Source organism: Virgisporangium ochraceum (assembly GCF_016863655.1).
Classification (GTDB): Bacteria; Actinomycetota; Actinomycetes; order Mycobacteriales; family Micromonosporaceae; genus Virgisporangium; species Virgisporangium ochraceum.
In genome coordinates this window covers 66,268-90,502 of sequence record NZ_BOPH01000073.1, presented here as the reverse complement: position 1 = coordinate 90,502, position 24,235 = coordinate 66,268, and the positions used below count along the sequence as shown (strand labels likewise).

The 24,235-nt window shown below is 68.7% G+C and carries 28 protein-coding genes and 1 tRNA gene; 15 read left to right on the top strand and 14 right to left on the bottom strand.

Annotated features, from left to right (window positions below):
• The first annotated feature begins 7 nt into the window (after positions 1–7).
• Positions 8–84: transfer RNA gene (locus Voc01_RS25710), tRNA-Met, on the top strand.
• Positions 85–452: 368 nt separating this feature from the next.
• Here Voc01_RS25710 and Voc01_RS25705 read toward each other — a convergent pair.
• From Voc01_RS25705 to Voc01_RS25690, 4 genes are all read right to left on the bottom strand, one after another.
• Complete coding sequence (locus Voc01_RS25705; RefSeq protein ID WP_203930109.1) at positions 453–1,343, bottom strand: DUF4062 domain-containing protein; 891 nt, start codon at positions 1,341–1,343, stop codon at positions 453–455.
• Between the two features lie 221 nt (positions 1,344–1,564).
• Positions 1,565–2,044, bottom strand: coding sequence for a hypothetical protein (locus Voc01_RS25700; RefSeq protein ID WP_203930108.1), 480 nt, complete (start codon positions 2,042–2,044; stop codon positions 1,565–1,567).
• On the bottom strand, positions 2,041–2,994 hold the full coding sequence (locus Voc01_RS25695; RefSeq protein ID WP_203930107.1) for a caspase family protein: 954 nt from the start codon (positions 2,992–2,994) through the stop codon (positions 2,041–2,043). The genes Voc01_RS25700 and Voc01_RS25695 overlap by 4 nt, the downstream gene beginning before the upstream one ends.
• A complete protein-coding gene (locus Voc01_RS25690) occupies positions 2,991–3,407 on the bottom strand; it encodes a TIR domain-containing protein (protein WP_203930106.1) in 417 nt (138 codons plus the stop codon). Before Voc01_RS25690 ends, Voc01_RS25695 begins: the two co-directional genes overlap by 4 nt.
• An 881-nt stretch (positions 3,408–4,288) precedes the next feature.
• Here Voc01_RS25690 and Voc01_RS25685 point away from each other — a divergent pair.
• The gene (locus Voc01_RS25685) at positions 4,289–4,762 is read left to right on the top strand and encodes an Rv1352/Rv1906c domain-containing protein (RefSeq protein WP_203930105.1); all 474 of its coding nucleotides are present in this window, start codon (positions 4,289–4,291) and stop codon (positions 4,760–4,762) included.
• A gap of 109 nt (positions 4,763–4,871) precedes the next feature.
• Here the strand turns inward: Voc01_RS25685 and Voc01_RS25680 are convergent, their stop codons facing one another.
• Complete coding sequence (locus Voc01_RS25680; protein WP_203930104.1) at positions 4,872–5,645, bottom strand: hypothetical protein; 774 nt, start codon at positions 5,643–5,645, stop codon at positions 4,872–4,874.
• On the opposite strand from Voc01_RS25680, the gene Voc01_RS25675 reads away from it, so the two are divergent.
• A complete protein-coding gene (locus Voc01_RS25675) occupies positions 5,644–6,063 on the top strand; it encodes a hypothetical protein (protein ID WP_203930103.1) in 420 nt (139 codons plus the stop codon). The genes Voc01_RS25680 and Voc01_RS25675 overlap by 2 nt on opposite strands.
• Positions 6,064–6,086: 23 nt before the next feature.
• Here the strand turns inward: Voc01_RS25675 and Voc01_RS25670 are convergent, their stop codons facing one another.
• A complete protein-coding gene (locus tag Voc01_RS25670) occupies positions 6,087–6,887 on the bottom strand; it encodes a hypothetical protein (protein ID WP_203930102.1) in 801 nt (266 codons plus the stop codon).
• 113 nt (positions 6,888–7,000) lie between these two features.
• Here Voc01_RS25670 and Voc01_RS25665 point away from each other — a divergent pair, with 113 nt between their 5' ends.
• Both Voc01_RS25665 and Voc01_RS25660 read left to right on the top strand, forming a co-directional pair.
• Positions 7,001–7,186 (top strand): antitoxin, encoded by a 186-nt coding sequence (locus Voc01_RS25665; RefSeq protein WP_203930101.1) that lies wholly within the window; start codon positions 7,001–7,003, stop codon positions 7,184–7,186.
• A gap of 204 nt (positions 7,187–7,390) precedes the next feature.
• Positions 7,391–8,080 (top strand): hypothetical protein, encoded by a 690-nt coding sequence (locus Voc01_RS25660; RefSeq protein ID WP_203930100.1) that lies wholly within the window; start codon positions 7,391–7,393, stop codon positions 8,078–8,080.
• Here Voc01_RS25660 and Voc01_RS25655 read toward each other — a convergent pair.
• On the bottom strand, positions 8,077–8,934 hold the full coding sequence (locus Voc01_RS25655; protein ID WP_239160488.1) for a hypothetical protein: 858 nt from the start codon (positions 8,932–8,934) through the stop codon (positions 8,077–8,079). The two genes, Voc01_RS25660 and Voc01_RS25655, sit on opposite strands and share 4 nt — an antisense overlap.
• A gap of 89 nt (positions 8,935–9,023) precedes the next feature.
• A complete protein-coding gene (gene hisN, locus Voc01_RS25650; protein WP_203930098.1) occupies positions 9,024–9,827 on the bottom strand; it encodes a histidinol-phosphatase in 804 nt (267 codons plus the stop codon).
• Between the two features lie 38 nt (positions 9,828–9,865).
• Here hisN and Voc01_RS25645 point away from each other — a divergent pair, with 38 nt between their 5' ends.
• Positions 9,866–10,405 carry a DUF2087 domain-containing protein gene (locus Voc01_RS25645; RefSeq protein WP_203930097.1) on the top strand — a complete coding sequence of 180 codons (540 nt, stop codon included), beginning with the start codon at positions 9,866–9,868 and terminating at the stop codon, positions 10,403–10,405.
• Here Voc01_RS25645 and Voc01_RS25640 read toward each other — a convergent pair.
• The 3 genes from Voc01_RS25640 to aroA are packed head-to-tail and all read right to left on the bottom strand — an operon-like array spanning position 10,387 to position 13,101.
• On the bottom strand, positions 10,387–10,740 hold the full coding sequence (locus Voc01_RS25640) for a hypothetical protein (RefSeq protein ID WP_203930096.1): 354 nt from the start codon (positions 10,738–10,740) through the stop codon (positions 10,387–10,389). The two genes, Voc01_RS25645 and Voc01_RS25640, sit on opposite strands and share 19 nt — an antisense overlap.
• Positions 10,733–11,839, bottom strand: coding sequence for a ribosome small subunit-dependent GTPase A (rsgA, locus tag Voc01_RS25635; RefSeq protein WP_203930095.1), 1,107 nt, complete (start codon positions 11,837–11,839; stop codon positions 10,733–10,735). Before rsgA ends, Voc01_RS25640 begins: the two co-directional genes overlap by 8 nt.
• On the bottom strand, positions 11,797–13,101 hold the full coding sequence (aroA, locus tag Voc01_RS25630) for a 3-phosphoshikimate 1-carboxyvinyltransferase (RefSeq protein WP_239160479.1): 1,305 nt from the start codon (positions 13,099–13,101) through the stop codon (positions 11,797–11,799). Before aroA ends, rsgA begins: the two co-directional genes overlap by 43 nt.
• A 109-nt stretch (positions 13,102–13,210) precedes the next feature.
• Here aroA and Voc01_RS25625 point away from each other — a divergent pair, with 109 nt between their 5' ends.
• From Voc01_RS25625 to rsrA, 5 genes are all read left to right on the top strand, one after another.
• Positions 13,211–13,936, top strand: a complete 726-nt coding sequence (locus tag Voc01_RS25625) for an SOS response-associated peptidase (protein ID WP_203930094.1) — start codon at positions 13,211–13,213, stop codon at positions 13,934–13,936.
• A gap of 169 nt (positions 13,937–14,105) precedes the next feature.
• Positions 14,106–14,534 carry a WhiB family transcriptional regulator gene (locus Voc01_RS25620; protein WP_203930093.1) on the top strand — a complete coding sequence of 143 codons (429 nt, stop codon included), beginning with the start codon at positions 14,106–14,108 and terminating at the stop codon, positions 14,532–14,534.
• Between the two features lie 16 nt (positions 14,535–14,550).
• Positions 14,551–15,156 carry an alpha/beta hydrolase family protein gene (locus Voc01_RS25615; RefSeq protein WP_203930092.1) on the top strand — a complete coding sequence of 202 codons (606 nt, stop codon included), beginning with the start codon at positions 14,551–14,553 and terminating at the stop codon, positions 15,154–15,156.
• A 56-nt stretch (positions 15,157–15,212) separates the two neighbouring features.
• Positions 15,213–16,016, top strand: a complete 804-nt coding sequence (locus tag Voc01_RS25610; protein WP_373873870.1) for a sigma-70 family RNA polymerase sigma factor — start codon at positions 15,213–15,215, stop codon at positions 16,014–16,016.
• Positions 16,013–16,297, top strand: coding sequence for a mycothiol system anti-sigma-R factor (gene rsrA, locus Voc01_RS25605; RefSeq protein WP_203930090.1), 285 nt, complete (start codon positions 16,013–16,015; stop codon positions 16,295–16,297). Before Voc01_RS25610 ends, rsrA begins: the two co-directional genes overlap by 4 nt.
• A gap of 3 nt (positions 16,298–16,300) precedes the next feature.
• On the opposite strand, the gene Voc01_RS25600 is transcribed toward rsrA, so the two are convergent.
• Positions 16,301–18,088, bottom strand: a complete 1,788-nt coding sequence (locus Voc01_RS25600) for a vWA domain-containing protein (RefSeq protein WP_239160478.1) — start codon at positions 18,086–18,088, stop codon at positions 16,301–16,303.
• Complete coding sequence (locus tag Voc01_RS25595) at positions 18,085–19,146, bottom strand: AAA family ATPase (RefSeq protein ID WP_203930089.1); 1,062 nt, start codon at positions 19,144–19,146, stop codon at positions 18,085–18,087. The genes Voc01_RS25600 and Voc01_RS25595 overlap by 4 nt, the downstream gene beginning before the upstream one ends.
• A 140-nt stretch (positions 19,147–19,286) precedes the next feature.
• Between Voc01_RS25595 and Voc01_RS25590 the strand changes: the two genes are divergently transcribed.
• Positions 19,287–19,478, top strand: a complete 192-nt coding sequence (locus tag Voc01_RS25590) for a biotin/lipoyl-binding carrier protein (protein WP_239160486.1) — start codon at positions 19,287–19,289, stop codon at positions 19,476–19,478.
• Between the two features lie 173 nt (positions 19,479–19,651).
• A complete protein-coding gene (locus tag Voc01_RS25585) occupies positions 19,652–20,269 on the top strand; it encodes a GNAT family N-acetyltransferase (protein ID WP_203930087.1) in 618 nt (205 codons plus the stop codon).
• Here Voc01_RS25585 and Voc01_RS25580 read toward each other — a convergent pair.
• Entirely contained in the window at positions 20,234–20,671 is a 438-nt protein-coding gene (locus tag Voc01_RS25580) for a hypothetical protein (RefSeq protein ID WP_203930086.1), read from the bottom strand. The genes Voc01_RS25585 and Voc01_RS25580 overlap by 36 nt on opposite strands.
• Before the next feature lie 40 nt (positions 20,672–20,711).
• Between Voc01_RS25580 and Voc01_RS25575 the strand changes: the two genes are divergently transcribed.
• Together Voc01_RS25575 and Voc01_RS25570 are read left to right on the top strand one after the other, a co-directional pair.
• Positions 20,712–22,202 (top strand): sensor histidine kinase, encoded by a 1,491-nt coding sequence (locus tag Voc01_RS25575; RefSeq protein ID WP_203930085.1) that lies wholly within the window; start codon positions 20,712–20,714, stop codon positions 22,200–22,202.
• Between the two features lie 287 nt (positions 22,203–22,489).
• Positions 22,490–24,199, top strand: coding sequence for a nitrite/sulfite reductase (locus Voc01_RS25570; RefSeq protein WP_203930084.1), 1,710 nt, complete (start codon positions 22,490–22,492; stop codon positions 24,197–24,199).
• The last annotated feature ends 36 nt before the right edge of the window (positions 24,200–24,235 follow it).

Below are 24,235 nucleotides of genomic sequence, written 5' to 3'. Positions count from 1 at the left end.
CCAGCGACGCGGGGTGGAGCAGCTCGGTAGCTCGCTGGGCTCATAACCCAGAGGTCACAGGTTCAAATCCTGTCCCCGCTACCACCGGAAACGGCCTTCCAGAGATCATCTGGAAGGCCGTCTTCGCGTCTGGTGTAGCCAGATGTGTAGCCAGCCGTCCCGAGAACGAGGCGGCTTTGAGCAGGCCCGCCACGCTCATACCGCCCTCGGCGAAGCGCTCCGGCTCGCCTATTAACGGGCTTGACGCACGTGAGATGACGTGGGCGCCTTCCAGCCGATCTCGGCGCTCGGTCTGCGGCATGGGAAGTGCGAATGCAGTCGAGGCGGTCGGTTACGAGGCGCACAAACGGGTTTCGCCCGGCAAGAGTCAGCTATCTACCTTGCAAGCGAAGGACTTGGCTCGGCTCCTCAATCTTCCTTTCAGGCGAAGCGGAAATTCCTATTGGCCGTGCCTAGACTAAGCGGATCGTTGCCTCGTTGGTCTGCCGTCCGCGATCATCGTCCCAGGTTACAACGCAACGAGCCTGGACTGGCATGCCCATACCTAAAGCAACCGGAAAGCGCACCTCGCTGTTTGGCGCAAGAACCGCAACATCGAAAGGTGTGTCAACATCGCTAACGATGATTCGCCACGGAACATCGTCGCCCGACCGTTCGTCCTTCACGTCGAATTTAACGTTTCGCGCTGGCGCCTTTCCGGAGTTGAAAAGCGCGATATACCAGTTTCGGCTGGAACTCACTTGACCCCTGGAATTTGTGCGGACCTTTTCCTCGGAAGTCGTCCGCGGCCAGATCTCGGCGTACTGTGCCTTCGCGGCTGAGGGAGAGGCTAGTTGCACCTCAGCACGTCCTCGATTCCTTGAAACGGCGGCGACTAGGATCTGCTCGACGTTCGCGGCCAAGGTGACATTATCCTCGTATTCGAGGACGAGAGAGTTGGTCTTTATGTCGTCTAGGTAGTTCCTCAACCTGCCTAGTTGGTCAGGGTCTATGCTCCGCGTGTCGGCGGGCCGGACCGAACGAAGAATTCCTACGTACCCGCCGTTCTTGTTAACTCGGTCGATCTCTTCGGTGGTTCCCGACTCGGTCGAGGCCGTTGGTGTACCGATACGATTAGCGAATATCGCAATGCATATGTCGCAACGGTCGACCAACTGTTCATTGATCGATTCCTGAGGGGGTCGCCCGAACTCGGCCGCCGCGTTGTGGTTCCACGACACGGGCAATACGACGGCGCCAAAGCGCTCCCCGTATGTACCGTTCCAGCGGGTGATTGCGTTTCGAACCACGGCGAGATCGGATTCGGTGACGTCACCAGGACACGAAATCAGAAGCTGACTCACGACAGCACTAAAAGGCATTTCAACCTTCTACTATCCCTGGCGTCCGGCATCTCGGTCGCCGTGGTTGATATTGGAAAGGAGTGATGGTGTCGCCGGAGCGCCCAAGGCGATGCGCGCTGGCCTGACGGTTGACCAGGCTCAGCTTGTCCACGCTGCGCCCAGCAAACCCCTGCGCCTCATAGGTCGTCCTGCTGACCTGTGGGAGTACAGCAGTAAACAATCTATGGTCTGCGCACTCCGGCGGGCCATACGACAGTGACCTCGAGCGAAAGCTTGCGCGCATATTCGACTACATCTGCGGTTCCGCCAAGGCCGCGAGCTGGCATTCCATCCCAAATTGCAACTAAGGATTCTGACTCCCGAACGATCTCGCGGCCGGCCTCCATAAAGGCCTTCTCGCCACAAGGATAGTTGGTCAGCGAAACGACCTGAGTGGCAAACCCAAGAAGGCTCAGGTAGTTGTCTCTTTCGGACGGCGTTGAGAACGTCTGTTCGTACTCGCGGCATGGTATTACCGCTCTAAGATCGCCGCCCGACTCTAGAATTAGGCGAGCGAAGAGCTGATCTGCACCTGCCGCCAGGCAGCCGACACCAATCAATGGTCGTTCGGCGGAGTTCAGTATCTTCTTGACCTCCGATATGATGAAGTCTCTTCCTCGGGCAGGTAAGCGCTGGTGGCCCGATACGCCAAGTATTGTCATATTAAGTCTCTATCGATGAGAATCCAGTAGTGTCTACCGAGCGCGGTTAACTCGCATGCCTTAGAGTTTACGGCCGCGTAGTAGAGGTGCTTCTCGCCAACAGGTCGAAGAAGCTTTGCATCGCGACCTTTCTGAAGAATGGCAAAATCGGCCTCGTTCTTTTCGTCGTGAGGTAAAACGTCCGGTTCATAGGACGGGCTCAGAGGAAACACGAAATCCGACCTTGGAAAGAGCTTCATCATATGGCGGAGCTGCACCAGTTCCATGGCGGGGAGCGTCCGCCGAAGATCGTGCAAGCGATCTATGTTTGCCTTGAACGTGGGCCGCTGATCCCATGCTCCGAACATCTCTGATAGGTGTGCGTAAACCCCAGCGACCGTGACTTTGCCCAAGATATCTGCCGCACCTCCTTCGAGTGCATCGCAGAGATAGGTCGAGAACATCCCTCGTCCCGCTGGGGTTTCAGATGCGGTCTGATCGGCGCGTGCTGCGGCAAGTATGGAGGTCCCGCGACGGATGAAGGTTGCCAAGTCGCCGAGTTGAGGGACACCTCCTGCTGCTCCTGAAAAGCAACAGTCGAGAATGACAATTACCTCGGGAATTGGTGAATTGGCAATCTTGGTCAAGACCTCCGAGAACAAGACACCGGGGGTCGTGGGGGTGCCGTCACTCGTCACGAGTGCCACATCGTTTGCCAGTTGATGTCCATGGCCGGCAAAGTAGAATATGGCGACATCGACGGCAGGGGACAACAGCTGATCGATTGCTTCTAATAGTTCATCACGCGTGACTGGACCTCCCGAACTAAGCATTGTCACACAGTCGAAGTTCTTTGACTCATCGGCATGTCTCGACAGGAGCGGGTGGAGTGCCACAACGTCATTGCAGCAGCCGGAGAGCGCGCCGAAGTTGGCGTAGTCGTCAACGCCGACCAGTAGCGCGCGCTTCACCGTGCGTTCTTTCCTTCTCGCATGCCCTGCTTGATGAGATTTCCAACGTTCGGCCAAGTCCAGATCACGGTCCGGTTGCGCTGAAGCCCGATCGGGAGTGTGCTCGATGGTCCTGCGTTGTCGACGTAAACCCCAAAAACTGGGACGTTCTGGGCTTTCGCCATCGCGATTTCTTTTGTGACGCCAGTGGCGCTGGCCATGTAGCGACCCACAAGGACGATTACCATGTTGGTCTTGTTGATCTTCTGGCGGATCAGGTTTTCCCACTGTGATTGCGGAAGGGCGGCTTTGGACGACCAGTCGGACACATTGAAAGGGGTGGGTGAGTCTTTCGCGCATTGGCCTGCAAACATGCGCTTTGAAACCTCGTCATGATCGAAATCAAAGCTGAGGAAGGCGCGAGGGATGGTCATCGTTGACTCCACGGTAACTGGCGGTTGATCTCTGTCGGTGGCCGCTACGTAGCGTAGCCGCCGCTGGAAGGACCCATCAAACGTGATATTTCTTCACGCGAAGGTTTATTGAGGTACTTAAGATCTTGAATTGCGTCGACTGGCAGGCGACTGCGGCGGCCGGGGCTCGCCTTCAGGGGAGACTTACTGGAGCGAGCCCACCGTTCGGCAATCTTGTTGACCGGGCTACGCCGACACGTGGACCTTGGCTTCGCCTCCGCTGGGGGCACCGCTTGGCTGTAGCCAGATGTGTAGCCAACTCGGGTCGGCACGGCGGCCCACAGGTGAAGACGCCTGCGACGACCGAGCTCTCGGTCGCAGGTCAAGACAGAATCGATGAGTCGGCGTGGGATAGGCGAGACGCCCGCCGGCCTGCTCGTAACCCAGAGGTCACAGGTTCAAATCCTGCGCTTGACCTTGTAGAGAGCTTCCACAACATCCAGAGTGGTTCAAAGTACGTTCGGCGCTTTCCGATGGACAGAGGGCCCACTGTGGCGTCTGTGGTCTGTGACCTCGGACCATATGGAGTGTCGGATGTCCGGACGTCACCCGGTGATTGACCAGGCGACGTCGGTCGCCAGTACTGAAATGCCGCTATGCCAACCGTTCGGAGGGTGATCGAAGCAGTACTTAGAGCGACGATGGCGGGCGTGACAACTACAGGTGGTGAGCCCACCCACGACAACCTGACCACCGCCCAGCCGGGTCCGTTCCAGCCCTTCCCGATCAGCTCGGCGCCGGTTTCTCCAGGCGTCGCTCCGCAAGGCTTCAACGGATCACCTCCGGCAGCCCTTCCACCTCCACGGCCAATGGCACCCGCGCCGAGTCGGCCACGGCGGGGCGTGCCGCTGCCGATTGCGATCGGAGGTGGCATTGCCGCGATCTTGATCTCCTGCTTCGCAGGCCTGGGTATCGGTGCTGCGGGCAGCCAAGACAAGTCGCCCAAGGCGACGTCTGCGACGCCGGTGCCAGATGCCAGAACAGTGACGGAAACAGTGACTGCCTCGGCAGCCGCACCGGCCCCAGTGACCTCGACGGTTACCGTCACAGCCGCCCCACCCGCTGGCGCTGCGCCGCCGGCAGCCGGCGGCGCGACGATCGAGGAGGGTACGTACAGCGTCGGCGTCGATATCCAACCCGGGACGTATCGAGCTATTGGGGCGGGGTCCGACTGCTACTGGTCTATCACCAAGTCTGGCAGCAACGGGTCCGACATCATCGAAAACCATATCGGCGGAGGCAACCTCACCGTCACGCTCAAGGCGGGCCAGGACTTCACTTCGCAGCGCTGTGGCACCTGGTCGAAGACCAAGTAGATCAGCAGGCGGCAGGCAAGGTCCTGCGACCAGATCTGTGACCAAGGACGGATCGAGAAGCGGCGCCCCGTCGGCCGGGCGCGATCTTCCGGAGCCCCACCCGCGCGACCTACGACGTGCCGATCAGGAGTGGCCGTCCCGCGCGGGCCCAGTTCACCGCCAACTCCGAGTCGACCCAGTGGGATTCGTCGTAGAGGCCTTCCGCCAACGCAGACGGAACCTCGGCCCGGCTCAATGTGATCGTCGGCTGGGGCCAGTCGTCCGGGTCGTCGACCGGGGGGTGGGGGTCGGGGAGAGTCGTGGAGAAGCGGCACAGGATGTGGCCGGTGCTTCGCAGGTTCAGGTCACCCTCGTCGCAGATGGTCAGGGGGCAGGTGGTGGTGCCGGCGATCGACAGCGTTCCGTCGTTCGTCGTGAAGTCGATCAGGCGGGATACCTGGGCGCCGCCGAACACGAACAGCATCGTGGCGTCCAGGGTCAGGACCTCCGCCCTCAGGGCGCCGGTCACCATCAGGGCGAACGACTCCTTCACGCCGGCGTCCAGATCCAGCGTGCCGTCGACGGTCAGGTCGCCGTCGACGACGAACGCGGTCAACTCGCCCAGATAGCGGCCGTCGGGGTCGAGGCCGCACCGGCGGAACAGGTCGCCGCCGCTCCAGTCGCCGTCGATGTGCAGAGAACCAGAGTGGACGTAGGCGGCGTCGAAATCCACGTCGAAGTCGAACCTGCTCAGATCCAGCTCCGCGTCGGCGGAGTCGAAAGAGGTCTTGGGCCACGGCGGCATGTCAGCTCCCGGTGATCGACCGGCGTCAGCATACAGAGAACCGGTGATTTCGGGTCCCGGGTTGCATTGCGTGCCGGTGGGCGTCACAGTGCCCGACATGAACAGCTTTCTGGTGCTCCTCAGCCAGGTGAGCGCCGAGGTCGCCGTGGCGACCGATCCCGACGACGTCGGGCCTCGACAGGCTCTCCTGCTCGCCCTCCACGCCGGCGTCAACGCCCCGCGCGACCCCGACAACCGGGTCCCCTGGAACCGCTTCGCGTCGACGCTCGCGGAAGCGGACCGGGAACTGCAGGCCGGCCTCCGCGACCCGGTCGACCTGGTGACGGCCAACGTGCCGCCGATCGACCCGGTGGACGAGAACGGGGAACCCTTGCGCACCAACGTCGTCGTGCTGACCCGTCAGCTCAGCGACCTCTACGACGCGGCCGCGGCCGCCGGCCAGGGTGCGCCGTGGCGGCAGATCGTATGGGCGAAGGTGGCCCAGAACCTCGCCGACGCGGCCGACGACCTGGAATAGCGCTCACGCCCGTCCCAGAAAGCCTATGCACGCCAGAAGTAGACGTTGTCCAGGTCGCCGTGGAACTGGTCGGTGTCCACATCGGACTGTGCCGCGTTGACCCGCTTGCCCGCGATCACCGGTGCCCCCGTGGGCACGATCGGCCCCATCGTCGTCGTCTGACGCGCCGGCGGCGCCACCGGCCGCCCCGTCGTCGGATGGACCACCCGCGTCTCGAACACCGACGCGCTGAGCCGGGTGCACCGCACGCGGTACCACGTCCCCGGAACGAGCGCGAGGTCCGCCGGCAGCAGCACCACGGCGGTGCCGTCGGACCAGCGGCACGACGGCCGGCCGGAGTCGACCTGCAGTTTCCACTGCTGCAGACCCGTACCGGCGGCGCCGAACTGGAACACGTTCATGCCGGCCACAGTGGACGGTGGTTCGGTGAGCCGCACGTCTGCACCGAAGCTGAAGATGCCGTCGCCGGGAACCAGCGTGTCCCCGCGCGAGGGGCGCACGATCGCCTGCGGGCAGGGTGCCACCGGGCACGAGCCACCCGGGAAACGCAGGAACCGGCCGGCCACCGACGTCACGGATCCGCCGCCGCCGGTCTCGATCGTGCCGTCGAGGTCGTGGCCGCTGCTGTCGGCGACCGTGCCCGACGCGCTCAGGCCACCCCGGTACAGCAGTTGGACCCCGCGGCCGGGTGTAGTCAGCGTGCTCCACGGCAGGGCTTCCTCGGGGGCGGAGGGCACGGTGGGCGCAGCAGCGGCCGGAAAGGGTGCCGCCAGCGGCATCAGGACAAAACCCAGGGCGGCGACGATCGCGGGGAGGCGTCTCACGCGGAGAAGTCAAACGGTGGTTACGCTTCGTGGTCAATCGCCGGATCGGGGTCGGCGTGACGGGTGATGACCGTAGGCTGGGCCAACGGACCCCGACCGAGAGGACGCGCGCGATGAGTTTCATCGACCGGGTGAAGGACCTTGCCGACCGGCACGACGATAAAGTGGACCAGGCGCTCGAGAAGCTCGGCGACGAGGTCGACAAGCGCACCGGTCACAAGCACAGCGGCATGATCGACAAGGTCGTCGACGTTGCGCAGGAGAAGACCGGCAAGGGCGACACGACGCGTCCCGCATAGCAGGACCGCCTGAAGCAGGAACGCGGGAGCTTGACGCGCGCTCCGGGCATGGCGGAAGCTGTGCCCAGCGCGCACCAGGGCGCCTCCTGTCCGCGGCAAGCACCGAGTGCACCTGGACTCCTGCAAAAGACGACTCCGTGACTGTGTGCCCTCCCGTCGCGTCCGGTGGTCAGCGGACGCCGGGCGCGGAGACGGAGATGTCCCGTGACCACCGAGCTACCCACCCGGCCCGACCTCACCCAGCTCCGCGGCCAGGCCAAGGACCTGCGCCGGGCCGTCGTCGGCGGTAACCCGGCCGCGTTGAAGCGGGCCGAGGCGCTGAAGAAGCGTCCGGACGAGTTCACCCTGCGCGACGCGCAGCTCGTCGTGGCCCGCGAGTACGGCTTCGCCGGCTGGCACGACCTCATGACCGAGGTCGGCCGGAAGCAGGTCGCCGAGCGCGACCTGCACCGCTGGTTCGGCGTCCAGCTCAACAACGAGACCTGGGACCTGCTGGAGCAGATCGGTCCGCACAGCCCTCTCGCGGATCGCGAGCGGCTCCTCTACGCCGCCTACGCCTCGACCTACCACTGGTTGGAGGCCGGCAACACCGCCAACCACGCCCGTGGCGAGCACCTGATCGCCTCGGTGGCCGTGCGCATCGGCGAACCCGACCTGGCGCTGCGCCACGCCCGGAGGTGCGCTCAGCTCGTCGAGGAGCACCCCGAGGCGATGGAGGACTGGGACCGCCCGCTCGCCGCGGAGGTTCTGGCGCGATCCCTCGCCGCCACCGGTGACGGTCCCGGCGCCCGCGCGGCCTGGGAGCGCGCGAAACAACTGGTCGAAGTCGTAGCCGAGGACGGCGAGCGCCGGGCCGTCGAGGACCTGATGAAGACCGAGCCCGCCTGGCCCTAGCGTGCCGGGACGTGCTCGCGCAGCGGCGGATGGGCGGGCTGGCTGATCTCGTGGTGGTGCTGCGGTTCGGCGTAGTAGCTCAGCCCGATGACCGACGCCAGCGTGCCCACGAAGCCGAGCGCGGCCACCCACTCCCGCCCGGGGTGGATGCTGTCGCCGAGGAACAGCAGTCCGATCACCGCCGCCGGTACGGCCGCGGCCGCGTCCATCGCGGCCACGGCGGCGGTGGTCGAGCCGCGCTGCATCGCGAGCCCCAGCAGGAGCTGGCCGACGACCGAGTGGCCGACCAGGAGGTACAGCAGCGGGTCGGCGAGGAAGAACCCGTCGAGGTGGTGCACCGAGGCCAGCGGACGCGAGGCCACCGCCGCGGCGCCGAAGGCCAGCCCCGCGAGCGAGCCGAGCACCACCGAGCCGGGTGCGCCGTGCATCCGGACGGCGAAGAACCCGCCCAAGGCGATCACCAGCAACGCGAGGGCCAGCAGCGCCACGCCGAGGCTGCCCATCGGGCGCGACGGCATCGGCTCGGCCGAAATGATCAACCCGGCCAGGCCGAAGCACAGCAACGCGAGCAGCAGGATCTCGGTGGTGGGCAGCTTCCACTTCAGCACCAGCACGCCCAGCACGGCCGTGACGCCGAGCCCGGCGGCCACCGCCGACTGCACCAGGAACAGCGGAAGGTCGCGCCGGGCGAGGAACGCCAGCGCGAACGCCGCGAACTGGAATCCGATTCCGAACAGGTACGCCTTGTGCTGTCCCAGGCGCCACAGGAGCCGCGGGCTGAAGCCCTGGTGGAGGTCGGTGTTGGCGGCAGCGATCGACTGCAGGAGGTTCGCCACGCCGTACGCGACGACCATCGCCGCGAGGAAACCCCAACCACCGGTCACCCGGAGAGCTTAGAACGGCCCGGTAGCGATCACCGGGCAGGCCGCGAAACGCGTCGAAGCTAAGAGTCGAGACCGATGCGCTCCAGCACCGTGGCGTGCAGCTTCCCGTTCGTGGCGACGGCACTGCCGCCGCCGGGGCCGCGCCGGCCGGTGAGGTCGGTGAACTCGCCACCCGCCTCGGTGACGATCGGTACCAGCGCGGCGACGTCCCACAGCGACAGTTCCGGCTCGAGCATCACGTCGAGGGCGCCCTCGGCGAGCAGCATGTAGCCGTAGAAGTCGCCGTAAGCCCGGGTGCGCCACGACGACCGCATCAGGTCGAGCATCGCGTCGAGCTTGCCGACCTCCTCCCACGAGGTCAGCGACGAGTAGCAGAAGGACGCGTCACCCATTCGCGACACGCCGGAGACCTTGATCGGCGTGGCCGCCGCGGCGTGCCGCCCGGCGTAGGCGCCGTGGCCGACGCCGGCCCACCACCGCCGTCCGAGCGCCGGCGCAGACACCAGGCCGACCACCGGTTCGTCGTGGTCGAGGAGCGCGATGAGCGTGGCCCAGATCGGGACCCCGCGGACGTAGTTCATCGTGCCGTCGATCGGGTCGATGACCCACTGGCGGGAGCCGCCGCCGGGTGCCGGCGCCGCGGCGGCGCCGAACTCCTCGCCGAGCACGGCGTCGCGGGGACGGGCGCGGGACAGGGTCGCCCGTAACGCCTTCTCCACCGCCGTGTCGGCGTCGGTGACCGGGGTGAGGTCGGGCTTCTCGGAGACGTGCAGATCCTGAGCCCGGAAACGGGCCGATGAGATCGAGTCGGCGGTGTCGGCGAGCATGTGTGCGAGCGCGAGGTCATCGGCGTACCGGGCCATGCGGTAAAACGCTAGTCGACCCCGTTAGCGTGGCAACCATGAGACCGGACGTACTCTGCGGCCAGCTTGCCGAGCCAGACCGGCTGCGGGTGTTCGCGGCCGTGGTGCTGGGGGCGTCGGCGCCGGCCGATGTGGTGAACGCCACGGCCCTCCCGATGCGCACGGTGATGGCGGCGTTGCGCAGGCTCGAACAGGGAGGTCTGGTCGGGTCCGCCGGGGGCGCCCTGGTCGCGGAGGTGTCGGCGTTCAAGGACGCGGTCAGAGAACATGGGACCCACGCGGAGCCGGCCGAGCCCATGGACCCCGACCGGCAGCGCGACGCGGTGCTGCGCACGTTCATCGTCGACGGCCGGATCCCCCAGTTGCCCTCGGCGTGGGCGAAGCGCCGGGTGGTGCTGGAGCACATCGTGCTCGCCTTCGAGCCGGGTGTGCGGTATCCGGAGAAGGAGGTCAACGCGGTCCTGCGGGCATGGAACGACGACTACGCCGCCCTGCGCCGCTACCTCATCGACGAGTCGCTGATGGAACGGGAGAAGGGCGAGTACTGGCGCACCGGCGGTTACGTCGACGTGGTCTGAGCGCCGAACGTCACCTCGATCGCCGACACCTGGTCGCCGCGCCAGCGCAGGAGCATCTGCCCGTCGTCGCCGCTCGCGTCCCACATGAACAGGGCGCGGGCGGTGTCCTGGTCGAGCGTCTCCACCGCCTCCAGCGTCATCGTGTCGGTCGGCGGCTGTTCGGCGTAGGCGACGGCGATCTGGTCGCGGCCGTGGAACGGGCCCACCGGCATGTTGGTGAACGCCATCAGCGCGTCGTCGGTGAGCGACGCCGTGAAGGGCGCCCAGTCGCCCGTGCGGACGCACTCGTTGAAGAGTTCGCAGTGCCGCTCCACGGCACGCGTCAGGTCAGCCATGCGTTTGCTCCCCAGGATCATTTTCACCGGCACCGATATCCTCGCGGAACCGGTTCGGATCGTCACCTGCCTTCAGCGCGAGCAGCCGGCGGTACGACGCCAGCCGCCGCGGGTCGGCACCGCCCTCGGCCACCAGCATGTCGAGCCCGCATTCGCCTCCGGCGCCGGTGTGGTCGCAGTTCGGTGGGCACCGGGTCGAGGCCTCGACCAGGTCCGGGAACCCGTGCAGGATGCTGTTCTCGGTGACGTGCGCCAGCCCGAACGACCGCACCCCGGGCGTGTCGACGATCCACCCCACGTCATCGGGCAGCCGTAGCGCGACCGCGCTGGTCGAGGTGTGCCGGCCCTTGCCGACCGCGCTCACCACGCCCACGGCGCGGTCGGCGTCGGGCACCAGCCGGTTCACGAGCGTCGACTTGCCCACCCCGGAGTGCCCGACGAGCACCGACAGCCGGCCGCTCAGCTCGGCGAGGAGCAGGTCGAGCGGCCGGTCGGGCCGGCAGAGCACGTAGGGCAGGTCGAGGTCGGTGTAGTAGTCGAGCAGCGCCTCGGGTCCGGCGAGGTCGGCCTTGGTGAGGCACAGCAGCGGGTCGATCTCGGCGTCGTAGGCGGCCACGAGGCACCGGTCGATGAACCCGGTGCGCGGCGGCGGGTCGGCCAGCGCGCTGACGATCACCATCTGGTCGGCGTTCGCTACCACGACGCGTTCCTGCCGGCCCTCGACCGAGCCCTCGACGTCGTCGGCGGTACGCGTGAGCGTTGAGTCACGCTCTTCTATACGCACGATGCGCGCCAGGGTGCCCGCGTCGCCGGTCGTGTCGCCGACAATGTGCACCCGGTCGCCGACGACCACGCCGTGCCGGCCCAGCTCCCGGGCCCGCATCGTGGTTACGCTGCGCTCCTGGTCGGGCAGCCAGACGGTGTATCGGCCCCGGTCGACGGCGATGACGAACCCCGTCAGCGCGTCGCTGTGCTTGGGCCGTTGACGCGTACGCGGGCGCGAGGACCGACCCGGTCGGATCCGGACGTCGTCCTCGTCGTACTCGCGTTTGCGTGTCAGCCGTTTCCTCCCGCTGTTCCCCGCACCATCGCTGACCATAGTGCCGGAAACTGCGGGAGTGTCTTGGAGGTGCACGCGACGTCGGTGAGGTTCACGCCCGGAACGGTGAGCCCGATGACGGCCGCGGCGTGCGCCATGCGGTGGTCGTCGTAGGTCTCGAAGACCGAGCCGGTGAGCGGTCGCGGGTGGATCTCCAGGCCGTCGGCCAGCTCGTGGACCTGCACACCCAGCCGGCCGAGCTCCCGGGCCAGCGCGGCCAGCCGGTCGGTCTCGTGTGCGCGGATGTGGCCGATGCCGGTCAGGCGCGACGGCGAGTCGGCGAGCGCGGCCAGTGCGGCCAGCACCGGCGTCAGCTCGCCCACCTCGGACAGGTCGGCGGTGAGCCCGTGGATGCGGCCGGTGCCGCGCAGGGTGAGGCCCTCGGGGGTCAGCGTGGCGGCGCCGCCCATCGTGGTGAGCAGCTCACGGAGCTGGTCGCCGGGCTGGGTGGTGCCGATGGGCCAGTCTGCGATCGTCACCTCGCCGCCGGTGACCAGGGCGGCCGCGAGGAACGGCGCGGCGCCGCTGAGGTCGGGCTCGATGTTCCAGGCCCGGCCGGTGAGCCGGCCGGACTCGACGGTCCACACGTTCGGCGTGCTGTCGTCGACGGCGGCACCCGCGAGCCGCAGCATCTGGGTGGTCATGCGCAGGTGCGGCGCGCTGGGCACCTTCGGGCCGTCGTGGCGCACCACGATGCCGCGGTCGAACTCGCTGGCGGCCAGCAGCAGACCGGAGACGAGCTGGCTGGAGGCCGACGCGTCGATGGTCACCTCGCCGCCCTGCACCCGGCCGGAACCGTTGACGGTGAGCGGCAACCCGCCGTTGGCCGAGGCGATGTCGACGCCGAGCGCGCGCAGCGCCGTGATCAGCGGCGCCATCGGCCGCTGCCGGGCCGCCGGGTCGCCGTCGAAGGTCACGGGACCGTCGGCCAGCGCGGCGACCGCCGGCAGGAACCGCATCACCGTGCCCGCGAGCCCCACGTCGATGGAGGCCGGCCCGGACAGCGGGCGGGCCCGCACAGTCCACAGCTCGTCGTCGCGCGAGGAGACGTGGACCCCGAGGGCGCGCAACCCGGCCGCCATCAGCTCGGTGTCACGGGCCCGCAGCGGCGCCCGCAGCGTGCTGGTGCCGGTCGAGACCGCCGCGAGCACGAGGGCCCGTGCCGTCATCGACTTGGAGCCGGGCAGGCGCACCGAGGAGGTCACCGGACCGGACGCGGTGGGTGCCGGCCAGGGAACGGGGGTAGAGGTCGCGATCGCCACACCTACAGTCTGACGCCCGGTCGGTCACGCTGAGATCGCCCGGGCGGGTCTCCTGTTGGATGGGACGCGACGGACAGCCGAGTCACTCTGTTGGCGATAGTGTGGACATATGTGCGGTCGCTACGCCACCTCCCGCAGTTCGGCGGACCTGAGCGCGCTGTTCGACGCCGACGACGACACCGGCGACGGCCTGGAGCCCGACTACAACGTCGCACCCACCGACCCGGTGCCGATCGTGCGCATCTCCCGCAGCGCGGAGGGTCGTGTGCTGTCGCGCGTGAAGTGGGGCCTCGTGCCGTCGTACGCGAAAGACACCAGGGGCGGCGCGCGCCTGATCAACGCGCGTGCGGAGACGGTCACGAAGTCGGGTGCGTTCTCGCCGTCGTTCCAGAAGCGACGGTGCCTGGTGCCGGCCGACGGCTGGTACGAGTGGTTCAAGCGCGGCCCGAAGGACAAGCAGCCGTACTTCATGACCGACCCCTCCGGCGACGTGCTCGCCTTCGCCGGCATCTGGGCGGTCTGGGGACGCGGCGATGACAGGTTGTTGTCGTGTTGTGTCCTGACCACAGCTGCCATCGGCGACCTCGCGGTGGTTCACGACCGGATGCCGCTCGTGCTCCCCCGCGAGCGGTGGGACGACTGGCTCACCGCCGAACCCGCCGACGCCGAGGCCCTGCTGACGCCCTCGGAGGCACTTGTGGAGGGCCTGGAGATCCGTCCGGTAGGTGCCCGAGTGGGCGATGTTCGCAATGACGGTCCGTCACTGGTCGAACGGGTAGAGGCACCCCTGCCGACCGCTTCGACCCCTGATCGCGCCGATCTCACACTGTTTTGACCGCATTTATGCACGTAAAGTTTTTGCTTTCTCTGCGTGAACCCTTGTATCGGGTGTCACGAGTGCGATAGAACAACGCGCCGGCGGGCTTTCATTCGTGCGCCACGATGGCGTTTACGAAACGAGGGTCCGCAATTCTGTTGTTCTTACCCACGGGGGAGGTGGGTGAATGACCCGGGCGCGGATGCCTCGCCCGCACGAGGTCGCTTCGGCACGGCGCGACCCACGTCTGCAACGAGCGGTTGCGGAGCGTGGTCTCGATCCGGCCTGGCGCACGCGCGGAGCGTGTCAGACCGTCGATCCCGAGACGTTTTTTCCGGCTCCGAGCGAACCGGCCGATGCCGCGGTGGCTCTGTGTCGCACCTGCGACGTACAGGGTTCCTGCCTGGCCTGGGCGCTCGAGGTCGGTGACTGTCACGGTGTGTGGGGGGCCACGACACCACGGGAGCGCCGCGCGATGCTTGTCGCGTGGCGTGGCGACCAGCCACAACCGGTCGACTCGCCGATACGCGAAGAACCGCTGCTGCTGCCGCTGATTCAGCTGATCGCACCGCAGAAGGTGGCGGTTCGCGATCCGGTGGGAGCGACGGTCGGCTGAGCCGCAGACTGGTCGGGTGCGCGAAGTACACACACCGACCGGTCCGGCGCAGGTTCAGATCGACGAGCCGGAAGGCAACATCCGGGCGGTCCTCGCCATCGGTCACGGTGCCGGTGGCGGCGTCGACGCCCCGGACATTCTCGCGGTCCGCACGGCCGCCCTCGCGGCGGGCGTGCGGGTCGTGCGGATCACCCAGCCCTACCGGGTCGCGGGTCGTCGAACGCCGGCCCCGGCCGGTCAGCTCGACACGGCGTGGCTCGCCGTGCTCGAAAACCTGGCGGCGGAGACGGGCACGGTTCCGCTGATCGTGGGCGGACGGTCCAGCGGGGCGCGGGTCGCCTGCCGTACGGCGGCCGCCGCCGGTGCGGTGGGTGTGGTGGCGCTGGCGTTTCCTGTGCACCCGCCGGGGCGCCCGGAGAAGTCGCGACTGCCCGAGATCGACGCCGTCGAGGTGCCGGTGTTCGTCGTCAGCGGTGAGCGGGACCCGTTCGGGGTCACCCCGGAGGCGCCCGGCCGGGAGGTTCTGGTGCTGCCCGGCGCGGTGCACGATCTGCGTAAGGGCGTGAACACGATCGGTGCCGCCCTGGTCGGCTGGCTCGCCCGGCACGGTTGGGCGGCCTGATTCCGGGAAGATTCCCAGCCGCCTCCTTGTTGTGTGACCCGGGCGCCAGAGTTTCGGTGCCTGCGCAGACAACGAAAGGAGCGCGGTCCTTGATCCCGACCCGGGAGCGTGACCCGCGATGGTTGGCCACGGTGCTGGCGGGCCCGGAGTGGCCCGTGTCCGGCTCCACCGGGCTGCCGTCTTTCACCACCGAAGGACTGCCGGTCGCGGCCGGCAGCGTATCCTCGCGGGAACGGTCGAAGGGGGTCTCCCGCGTGGTGCGTACTGAGCGGTCCGACGAACGGCAGGCGCGCTTCGAGCGGGATGCCCTGCCCTTCCTCGACCAGTTGTACGCCGCCGCCCTGCGGATGACGCGCAACGCGGCCGACGCGGAAGACCTGGTGCAGGAGACCTTCCTCAAGGCCTACGCGGCCTTCCACCAGTTCGAAGAGGGCACCAACCTCAAGGCGTGGCTGTACCGCATCCTGACCAACACGTACATCAACTCCTACCGGAAGCGGCAGCGGCAACCCGTGCAGGCCCCTACCGAGGAGATCACCGACTGGCAGTTGGCTGAGGCCGAGTCGCACACCTCGAGCGGGCTGAAGTCCGCCGAGACGGAGGCGCTCGACCGGCTGCCCGACACCGACGTGAAAGAGGCGCTGCAGGGGCTCCCCGAGGAGTTCCGGCTCGCGGTGTACCTCGCTGATGTCGAAGGGTTCTCCTACAAGGAGATCGCCGACATCATGGGCACCCCGATCGGCACCGTGATGAGCCGGTTGCACCGCGGCCGGCGCAATCTGCGTCGCCAACTCGAGCAGTACGCCGTCGAGCGCGGGTTCACCCGCAGCGCGACCCCCGAACGTGAGGTCATGTCATGAGTTGTGGCGATCCACACGATACGGACTGTCGTGAGGTACTCGCCGAGGTGTACTTCTACCTCGACCTGGAAAGCACCGACGAGCGGCGCGACCTGATCCGCCACCACCTCGACGAGTGCTCGCCGTGCCTGCGCGAGTACGGCATCGAGCAGGAGGTGAAGGCGCTCGTCGCGCGCTGCTGCGGCGGCGAGACCGCGCCGAGCGAGCTGAAGAGCCGCCTGCGCAGCAAGCTCGCCGACCTGGTCTTCGAGCAGGAGACCCACGAGTTCCTCGCCGAGTAGGCGTCACCGAACCTCGAACACCGGCCCGCGCGGCGTGAACGGCAGCCGCGCGCCGGCCGGTATGAGATAGGCGTGTTCGCGGCGGATCCGCAGGGTGTTCTCGATGTACCCGTCCGTGATGATCAGGATCGGGCCGTCGGCGGGGAAGTCGTCGACGGTCTCGAGCAGGGTCACCGCGGGCTGAAGCGCCGTGCCGCCGCGGCCACGCACCCGTACGCGGCCGGCGATCGTCTCCACCGGTACGTAGCCGGCGTCGTACGCCACCGCGTCGCAGAACACCACCCGGGCCGCGGGCACGTCGCGGGCCAGCGCGTACGACGCGATCGCGCCCAGCGCCTTGCCGATCAGCTCGGCGTCCATCGACCCCGACGTGTCGAGGACCACGCCGAACGTCACCCGCCGGTCGCGCTCCTCGGGCCGGTACCAGCCCGGCCGGGGAATGTCGGGGGTGGACGACTGGCGGCGCGACGGCCGGGCGTACGAGCGCCGCTTCTCGACCGCCGGCACGAACTCCTCGAACCAGCGGGCCAGCTTCGCGTCCCACGGCAGCGGTGGCTGGCTGAGCACGGCGATCTCGTCGACCAGCCCGGCCGGCAGCAGCCCGCGGTGCTGGCTCTCGTGGTTCGACAGGCCGAGCGTCAGCGCCCGGCGGTAGAAGTCGTCGAGCGCCACCGGGTCGCCCACCCCGCGGGTGGGCTCGGTGAGGATGTCGCCGAGCCCGCGCCCGCGCAGGGTCGCGAGGCGCCGCAGCCGCCGCAGGTCGCGAGCGATCAGGTCGTAGACCGCCTCGGCGGACAGGCCCTGGAGCGCCGTGTCGTAGAGCAGGCCGTCGGGCGGCGCGCCGACGCCCATCTCGACCAGCCAGCCGTTGATCACGTAGTCGCAGGCGACGTTCCACAGGTAGGCGTCGCGGGTGCCGGCGCGGTCGCCGTGCCGCAGCGCGGCGTGCAGCATCTCGTGTGCCAGCACGAACCGCCACTGCTCGTCGTTGGTGAGGCCCGCGAGCGGGTTGATGTAGATCTCGGCCCGCTCGGCGTCGACGGCCGCCACGGAGATCCGCAGCCGCCGGGCCAGGTCGAGATCGGCCACGATCGTGAAGCGGCTCGCCAGCGCCGCGAGCAGCGGGTACGACGAGACGAACCACCGCCGCGCCCGCTCCCACTGGGTGTTCGGGTCGGGTGCGGCACCGCGCTCGAACCGCAGCTTGTCGGACTGGTCGAGCGCCGACCGCACCGCGTCGGCCGCCTGGGCCGCGATGCCGATCGAGAACCGGTCGCCCCACTTCGGGTCCGTGGCGGGCGGCGTCGCCGAGCCGAGGTCCGCGATCGCGCCGCCGGCTCCGAGGGTGGCAAATTCCGCCGGGACCCCGGAAGCGCGCCACCGTTCGGTCAGCGTCGCCTCGGGGGTGGCGGGCAGGTCGGAGACGTCGAACGGGGCCGTGCCCAGCCCGAGCGCCTCCTGGTAGCGGCTGACCGCCAGGCAGCACGCCGCCGTGTACGCGCGGTCGAGCCGGCGCCGGCCGTCGACGTGGCCGAAACCCAGGTGCAGCACGCAGTGGGTCAGGGCCCAGAACCACACACCGGCGTCGCCCGGCATCTTCCGGTTGACCTCGATGACGCCGTCGGGGAAAACCTGCGCCCACCCGCGGGCCGAGGCGACGGCGTATCCGGCGTCAGGGTCGTCGTGGATGCGCACCACGGGCCGATCCGAGACGCTGCTGTCGCGGAACAGCTCGCTGAAGATGCGCAGGCCGCGCACCGCGACCAGCGCATCCTCGTATGGCGTCTTCACGCCCGTGCCGCGACCAGGCGCGGAAGATCGCGGCTGACCTCGATGAGGAACCAGCCCGGCAGCACCGGCATGCCGTCGTCGTCGGCCGCGACCACGATCTGCGCGTACTCGAGCGAGATCTCCGCCAGCTCGACGAGCATCACCTTCGCGCGCGCCGCGAACGACCGCACCGACGGCGACGCGTGCTCGCGGCTCGCCGGCAGGTCCTTGATGAGCCGGGCGCGGAACGCCTCGGTGAAGAAGAACAGCAGGTCGCGGTCGTTGGCCGCGCGTGGCCACGGCGCGTCGCCGCGCACGATCGCGTCGAGCCCGTAGCGGTGCCGCACGGTCTTGACGTAAGCGGCGAACCCGGTGGCGTGCCGCGTGCTCAGCGTGCCGTGGGTGAGCACGGTGAGCGTCTCCTCGTCGACGTCCGGGCCGTAGGAGTGCAGGGCGTCGGAGAGCATGTGCCACGACCGCGGCGTAGAGAACGGCTCCTCGGTCTTCGGCGGCTTGCTCCACAGCTGGTCGGGCCGGTCGGTGAGGTAGTCGAAGATCCACGGGTGGACGCCGTTGTGTGCCGCCCACACCAGCCAGTCGGTCGAGCTGGCCCGCAAGTGGACGTGGACGAGCCGGTTGACCAGCGCGCTCGCCATCGGACGGGCGAGCGCGTTGTCGCTGGACCGGTTGCCCGCGCCGAGCACGATCGAGCCCTCGGGCAGTTCGTAGCCGCCGATGCGCCGGTCGAGGATCAGCGAGTAGAACGCCTTCTGCACCTCGGGCGTCGCGGCGTTGAGCTCGTCGAGGAACAGGCAGTACGGCTCGGTGCGGGCGATCACCTCCGGCGGCGCGAAGCGGCTGCGACCGTCGCGGATCTCCGGGACGCCGATGAGGTCCTCCGGCGCGAGCTGGGTACCGAGCAGCGTGACGCAGGGCAGGCCGAGCGCCGCCGCGAAGTCGCGCACGAGTGAGCTCTTGCCGATGCCCGGCGGTCCCCACAGGAACACGGGACGCACCACCGCGAGGTGCAGCAGCAGCGACGGCAGCTGCGCCGGTGTGACGGTGATCGCCGATTCCATGCCATCGAGGATCGCGGTGCGTCGCCTCCGCGAGCGAGTGATTTTCGTCGGACGGCCGTGATTGGATTGCTGGACGTGCCCAGGCGACACAAGCCAGCAGAACGGGGGAGTGACCGGTGGCCGAGGAGATCCGCGCCGAGATGGTGGCCAACGTGTGGAAGGTCGAGAAGGCGGTCGGAGACCCGGTCGCCGACGGCGACACGGTGGTCATCCTGGAGTCCATGAAGATGGAGATCCCCGTCGTCGCGGAGGTCGACGGGGTGGTCACGCGGATCGCCGTCACCGAGGGCGACGTCATCCAGGAGGGCGACCTGATCGCGGTGGTCGCATGAGCGAGCGTCAGCGAGTGAATCATCAGTGCAGTGCCCGCGAACGCATCGCGGAGCGCAGCGGAGCGATCGCATGAGCGAGCGTCAGCGAGCGAATCATCAGTGCAGTGCCCGCGAACGCATCGCGGAGCGCAGCGGAGCGATCGCATGAGCGAGCGTCAGCGAGGAGCGATCGCATGAGCCCGATCGTCGTCCGGGCGGCCGTGCCCGCCGACTATCCGGCGGTGGCCCGGCTCACCGTCGACGCGTACCGGGCCGACGGGCAGCTCAACGAGGCGTCCGCCACTTACGCCGAGACGCTCGCCGACGTCGCGGCCCGGGCCGAGGCCGGCGACCTGCTCGTCGCCGTCGACCGCGCCACAGACGGCGCCGCTGATGATGGCGCTGACGGTGCCGCAGATGGTGCCGCTGATCGTGCCACCGGCGGAGACCGGGTGCTCGGCTCGGTGCTGTACGTGGAGCCCGGCAGCCGGTACGCGGAGCTGAGCCGCGCCGGCGAGTCGGAGTTCCGGATGCTCGCCGTCGACCCGGCCGCGCAGGGCCGCGGGGTCGGCCGCACGCTGGTGCAGGCGTGCGTCGACCGGGCCGCCGCGGCGGGCTGCACCGCGGTGGTGATCTGCGTGCGTGACTTCGCGATGGCGGCGCAGAAGCTGTACATGTCGCTCGGCTTCGCGCGGGTTCCCGAACTCGACTGGTCGCCGCTTCCCGGTGTCTCCCTGCTGGCGCTCCGTTTGGAGATCGAGCCTGGAGATCGACGCCTAGAGATCGACGAGGATCACCGCGGGCTTGTCTGAGCGCAGGTCGTGCGCGGGGAAGCTGACGCTCGCCCGGTTGCCGACGCCGATCACGTACGCGTCCACCCCGCCCGGCACGGCGGTGATCTGGAACGCGAAGTTGCACCGGCCGGCCTCCGCCACGCCCGGCGACAGGGTGCCGGTGCCGAGCGTGTGACCGTCCGGGTCGGCCACCCGCACCGCCCCGCCGGCCTGGACGTCGTCCGCCGCCGGCGGCGCGGTGCACGGCCCGCCGGAGCCGGCCGGTCCGCTCGCGCCGGCATCGACGTTCGGACCCACGGAGACGTAGCCGCGCAGCGTGAACCCATCGGGCTTGTTGGATCCGCGGTCTCCCGAGCTCAGGAACCCGCACCCCGACAGGGCGAGCCCGGCCGCGAGAACGACCGCCACGACGCGACGCACCAGAGGAACGCTACTCCTGGGGTTATGCGAGGCTGTTTGCGTGTCCACCCTGCGTGACCTGGTAGAAGAGCACACCTCGCTGAGCTCGGCCGATGGCGACCACCTGCACCGGCTGGCCGGTGACTGGCAGCTCGTGTCCGACCTGTCCTTCGCCGACCTGCTCATGTGGGTGCCGGTGGGCGACCAGGGCCGGTTCATGTGCGTGGCGCAGGTGCGGCCGGTCACCGCGCCGACCGCGTACCAGGACGACCAGGTCGGCCGCGTCGCCGGTGGGCCCGAGGTGGCGCACCTGGCGGTGGCCCGCCTCCAGGGCCGCATCTGGCGGGAGGGTGACCCGGTCTGGTACGGCGACACACCGGCGCGCCACGAGGCGATCCCGGTGCGCCGGACCGCCGGCGGCGACGTCATCGCGATCATCGGGCGCGACACCAACCTGTCGACCGCCCGCACGCCCAGCCAGCTCGAGCTCAACTACCTCACCACGGCCGACGACCTCGCCCAGATGATCACCGACGGCGCGTTCCCGCCGGTCCGCATCCCGGGCGAGACCACCAGCGCGCCGCGCGTCGGCGACGGCCTGGTGCGGCTCGACGCGAGCGGCAAGGTGACCTACGCCAGCCCCAACGCGCAGAGCGCCTTCCGCCGGCTCGGCCTGAACGCGCACCTGGTGGGGGAGGACCTGGCGGCGGTCTTCGCCCGGCTCGCCAGCGACCCGCTCGAGGGCAGCGACATGGGCGAGCGCATCGAGGCGGCGCTCCGGGGCGAGGCGCCGGCCCGCAAGGAGATCGAGGCCCGTGGTGCCACCGTGCTCACCCGGGCGCTGCCGCTGATGCCGGCTGGCGTGCCGATCGGCGCGCTGGTCCTGATCCGCGACGTCACCGAGGTGCGCCGCCGCGACCGGCAGCTCATGACCAAGGACGCGACGATCCGCGAGATCCACCACCGGGTGAAGAACAACCTGCAGACGGTGGCGGCGCTGCTGCGGCTGCAGGCGCGGCGGGTCAAGCAGCCGGCGGCCCGGGAGGCGCTGGAAGAGTCCGTGCGGCGGGTCGCGTCGATCGCGCTGGTGCACGAGACGCTCTCGCACTCGGTGGAGGTCTCCGACGAGATCGTGGAGTTCGACGGGATCGTCGACCGGGTCGCGGCCGCCGCCGCGGAGGTCACCGCCTCCGAGGCCCAGGTGACGATGCGCCGCGACGGGACGTTCGGGGTGCTGCCGGCCGAGATCGCCACGCCGCTGGTGATGGTGCTCAACGAGTTGCTGATCAACGCCATGGAGCACGCGTTCGAGAAGGGTGACAAGGGTGAGGTCGTGGTGCGCATCCAGCGCAGCCGGCGCGAGCTGACGGTCATCGTGGCCGACACCGGCCGGGGCCTGCCCGACGGCTTCGACCTGGCCGCCAGCGACCGGCTCGGCCTGCAGATCGTGCGCACCCTCGCCACCGGCGAGCTGGGCGGAACGATCGCGTTGCGGGGCGGCGCGGCGGGCGGCACCGAAGCGGTGTTGTCATTCCCCCTAGCAAAACGGTAGGATTTGTAGTTAAGCCCAGGGATTGAGACGAACCTCACCTTGTTCCGCCACTCGTGTCCCGGCCATGGCACCATGGATCGCATGGTGCCCGGCTTGCGGCTGATCAGCCGCCGTCACGTCGACTTCGGTCGCGTACGCAGCGCCATGTGTCCGGCCGTCTGATTGTCGCCCGCTCTCGGGCGCGCTGACGTGCCGCAGCCTTCGACAAAGTAGTCGCCCCATCGTTCGAGATGGGCGCTGGTTGGCGCCTCAGCGACGTCCCCACAGCTTGAAGGACGCCGCATCTGATGACCGTCACCGAAAACGCACCGACCAAGCGGACGCCGCCGGCGGCCCGACCCGCGCGGAAGCCGCGCGGCGAGGGCCAGTGGGCCGTCGGCCACCGCGAACCGCTCAACCCCAACGAGCGCATGAAGAAGGACGACGGGGGCCTCAACGTCCGCCAGCGCGTCGAGACGATCTACGCGCACCGCGGCTTCGCCTCCATCGACCCGCAGGACCTCCGCGGCCGCCTCCGCTGGTGGGGCCTGTACACGCAGCGCAAGCCCGGCATCGACGGGGGTCGCACCGCCGTGCTCGAACCGCACGAGCTCGAGGACGAGTACTTCATGCTGCGGGTGCGCATCGACGGCGGTCAGCTGTCGGTGGCGCAGACCAGGGTGATCGCGAGCATCTCGGAGCGGTTCGGCCGCGACACCGCCGACATCACCGACCGGCAGAACATCCAGCTGCACTGGATCCGCATCGAGGACGTGCCGACGATCTGGCGCGAGCTCGAAGCGGTCGGCCTGTCGACCACCGAGGCGTGCGGTGACACGCCCCGCGTCATCCTCGGCAGCCCGGTCGCCGGCGTCGCCGAGGCCGAGGTGATCGACCCGACCGAGGCGATCACCGAGATCAACGAGCGCTTCATCGGCGACCCGACGCTCGCGAACCTGCCGCGCAAGTTCAAGTCGTCGATCTCCTGGCTGCCCGACACGCCGTACGAGTCCAACGACATCGCGCTCGTCGGTGTGATCCACCCCGACCACGGCCCCGGCTTCGACCTGTGGGTCGGCGGCGGGCTGTCGACCAACCCGCGGCTCGCCGAGCGGCTGGGCGTGTGGGTGCCGCTGCACGAGGTCCCCGAGGTCTGGCTCGGCGTCGTGCAGATCTTCCGCGACTACGGCTACCGGCGGCTGCGCAACCGCGCGCGGTTGAAGTTCCTCATGGCCGACTGGGGTCCGGCCAGGTTCCGCGAGGTGCTGGAGACCGAGTACCTGAAGCGGTCGCTGATCGACGGTCCCGCCCCCGAACTGCCCGAGCGGCCCGTCGACCACGTCGGCGTCCACAAGCAGTGGGACGGCAACTTCTACGTCGGCGCGGCGCCGCTCGCCGGCCGGGTGTCGGGGACCCTGCTCACCGCCATCGCCGACGCCGCCGAGGCCGCGGGCAGCGACCGGGTCCGCCTGACGCCGTACCAGAAGTTCATCGTCTGCGACGTTGCCCACGATCGCGTGGAGACGTTGGTCCGCACGTTGCGGTCACACGATCTCGAGGTGACCCCGTCAGCGTGGCGCCGCGGCACGATGGCGTGCACCGGCATCGAGTTCTGCAAGCTGGCGATCGTCGAGACCAAGGCGCGCGCCGCCACGCTGGTGGCCCACCTCGAGGAACGGCTCGCCGACTTCGACGTCGACATCTCCATCCACCTCAACGGGTGCCCGAACGCGTGCGCCCGCACGCAGGTCGCCGACATCGGCCTCAAGGGCCAGTTGGTTCCCGGACCGTCCGGGGACCTGGTGGAGGGCTTCCAGATCCACCTCGGCGGAGGGCTCGGCATGGCCGCCGGTCAGACCGCCGGCTTCGGCCGCAAGCTGCGCGGCCTGAAGACGACGGCGGCAGAGTTGCCGGCGTACGTCGAGCGGGTCGCCCGCCGCTACCTGGCCGAGCGCACCTCCGCGGACGAGTCGTTCGCGGTGTGGGTCTCGCGCGCCGACGAGGACTCACTGAAATGAGCGAGCGCGCGGCCCCCATGTACTGCCCGTACTGCG

What these genes read in the sequence shown, in the direction of transcription:
- Voc01_RS25700 (WP_203930108.1), bottom strand. Translation starts at nt 2,044, where the DNA reads ATGACAATACTTGGCGTATCGGGCCACCAGCGCTTACCTGCCCGAGGA.
- Voc01_RS25690 (WP_203930106.1), bottom strand. Translation starts at nt 3,407, where the DNA reads ATGACCATCCCTCGCGCCTTCCTCAGCTTTGATTTCGATCATGACGAG.
- Voc01_RS25675 (WP_203930103.1), top strand. Translation starts at nt 5,644, where the DNA reads ATGAACAGCTTTCTGGTGCTCCTCAGCCAGGTGAGCGCCGAGGTCGCC.
- Voc01_RS25680 (WP_203930104.1), bottom strand. Translation starts at nt 5,645, where the DNA reads ATGTCGGGCACTGTGACGCCCACCGGCACGCAATGCAACCCGGGACCC.
- Voc01_RS25665 (WP_203930101.1), top strand. Translation starts at nt 7,001, where the DNA reads ATGAGTTTCATCGACCGGGTGAAGGACCTTGCCGACCGGCACGACGAT.
- Voc01_RS25655 (WP_239160488.1), bottom strand. Translation starts at nt 8,934, where the DNA reads ATGGTCGTCGCGTACGGCGTGGCGAACCTCCTGCAGTCGATCGCTGCC.
- hisN (WP_203930098.1), bottom strand. Translation starts at nt 9,827, where the DNA reads ATGGCCCGGTACGCCGATGACCTCGCGCTCGCACACATGCTCGCCGAC.
- Voc01_RS25645 (WP_203930097.1), top strand. Translation starts at nt 9,866, where the DNA reads ATGAGACCGGACGTACTCTGCGGCCAGCTTGCCGAGCCAGACCGGCTG.
- Voc01_RS25640 (WP_203930096.1), bottom strand. Translation starts at nt 10,740, where the DNA reads ATGGCTGACCTGACGCGTGCCGTGGAGCGGCACTGCGAACTCTTCAAC.
- rsgA (WP_203930095.1), bottom strand. Translation starts at nt 11,839, where the DNA reads ATGGTCAGCGATGGTGCGGGGAACAGCGGGAGGAAACGGCTGACACGC.
- Voc01_RS25625 (WP_203930094.1), top strand. Translation starts at nt 13,211, where the DNA reads ATGTGCGGTCGCTACGCCACCTCCCGCAGTTCGGCGGACCTGAGCGCG.
- Voc01_RS25620 (WP_203930093.1), top strand. Translation starts at nt 14,106, where the DNA reads ATGACCCGGGCGCGGATGCCTCGCCCGCACGAGGTCGCTTCGGCACGG.
- rsrA (WP_203930090.1), top strand. Translation starts at nt 16,013, where the DNA reads ATGAGTTGTGGCGATCCACACGATACGGACTGTCGTGAGGTACTCGCC.
- Voc01_RS25595 (WP_203930089.1), bottom strand. Translation starts at nt 19,146, where the DNA reads ATGGAATCGGCGATCACCGTCACACCGGCGCAGCTGCCGTCGCTGCTG.
- Voc01_RS25590 (WP_239160486.1), top strand. Translation starts at nt 19,287, where the DNA reads ATGGTGGCCAACGTGTGGAAGGTCGAGAAGGCGGTCGGAGACCCGGTC.
- Voc01_RS25585 (WP_203930087.1), top strand. Translation starts at nt 19,652, where the DNA reads ATGAGCCCGATCGTCGTCCGGGCGGCCGTGCCCGCCGACTATCCGGCG.
- Voc01_RS25570 (WP_203930084.1), top strand. Translation starts at nt 22,490, where the DNA reads ATGACCGTCACCGAAAACGCACCGACCAAGCGGACGCCGCCGGCGGCC.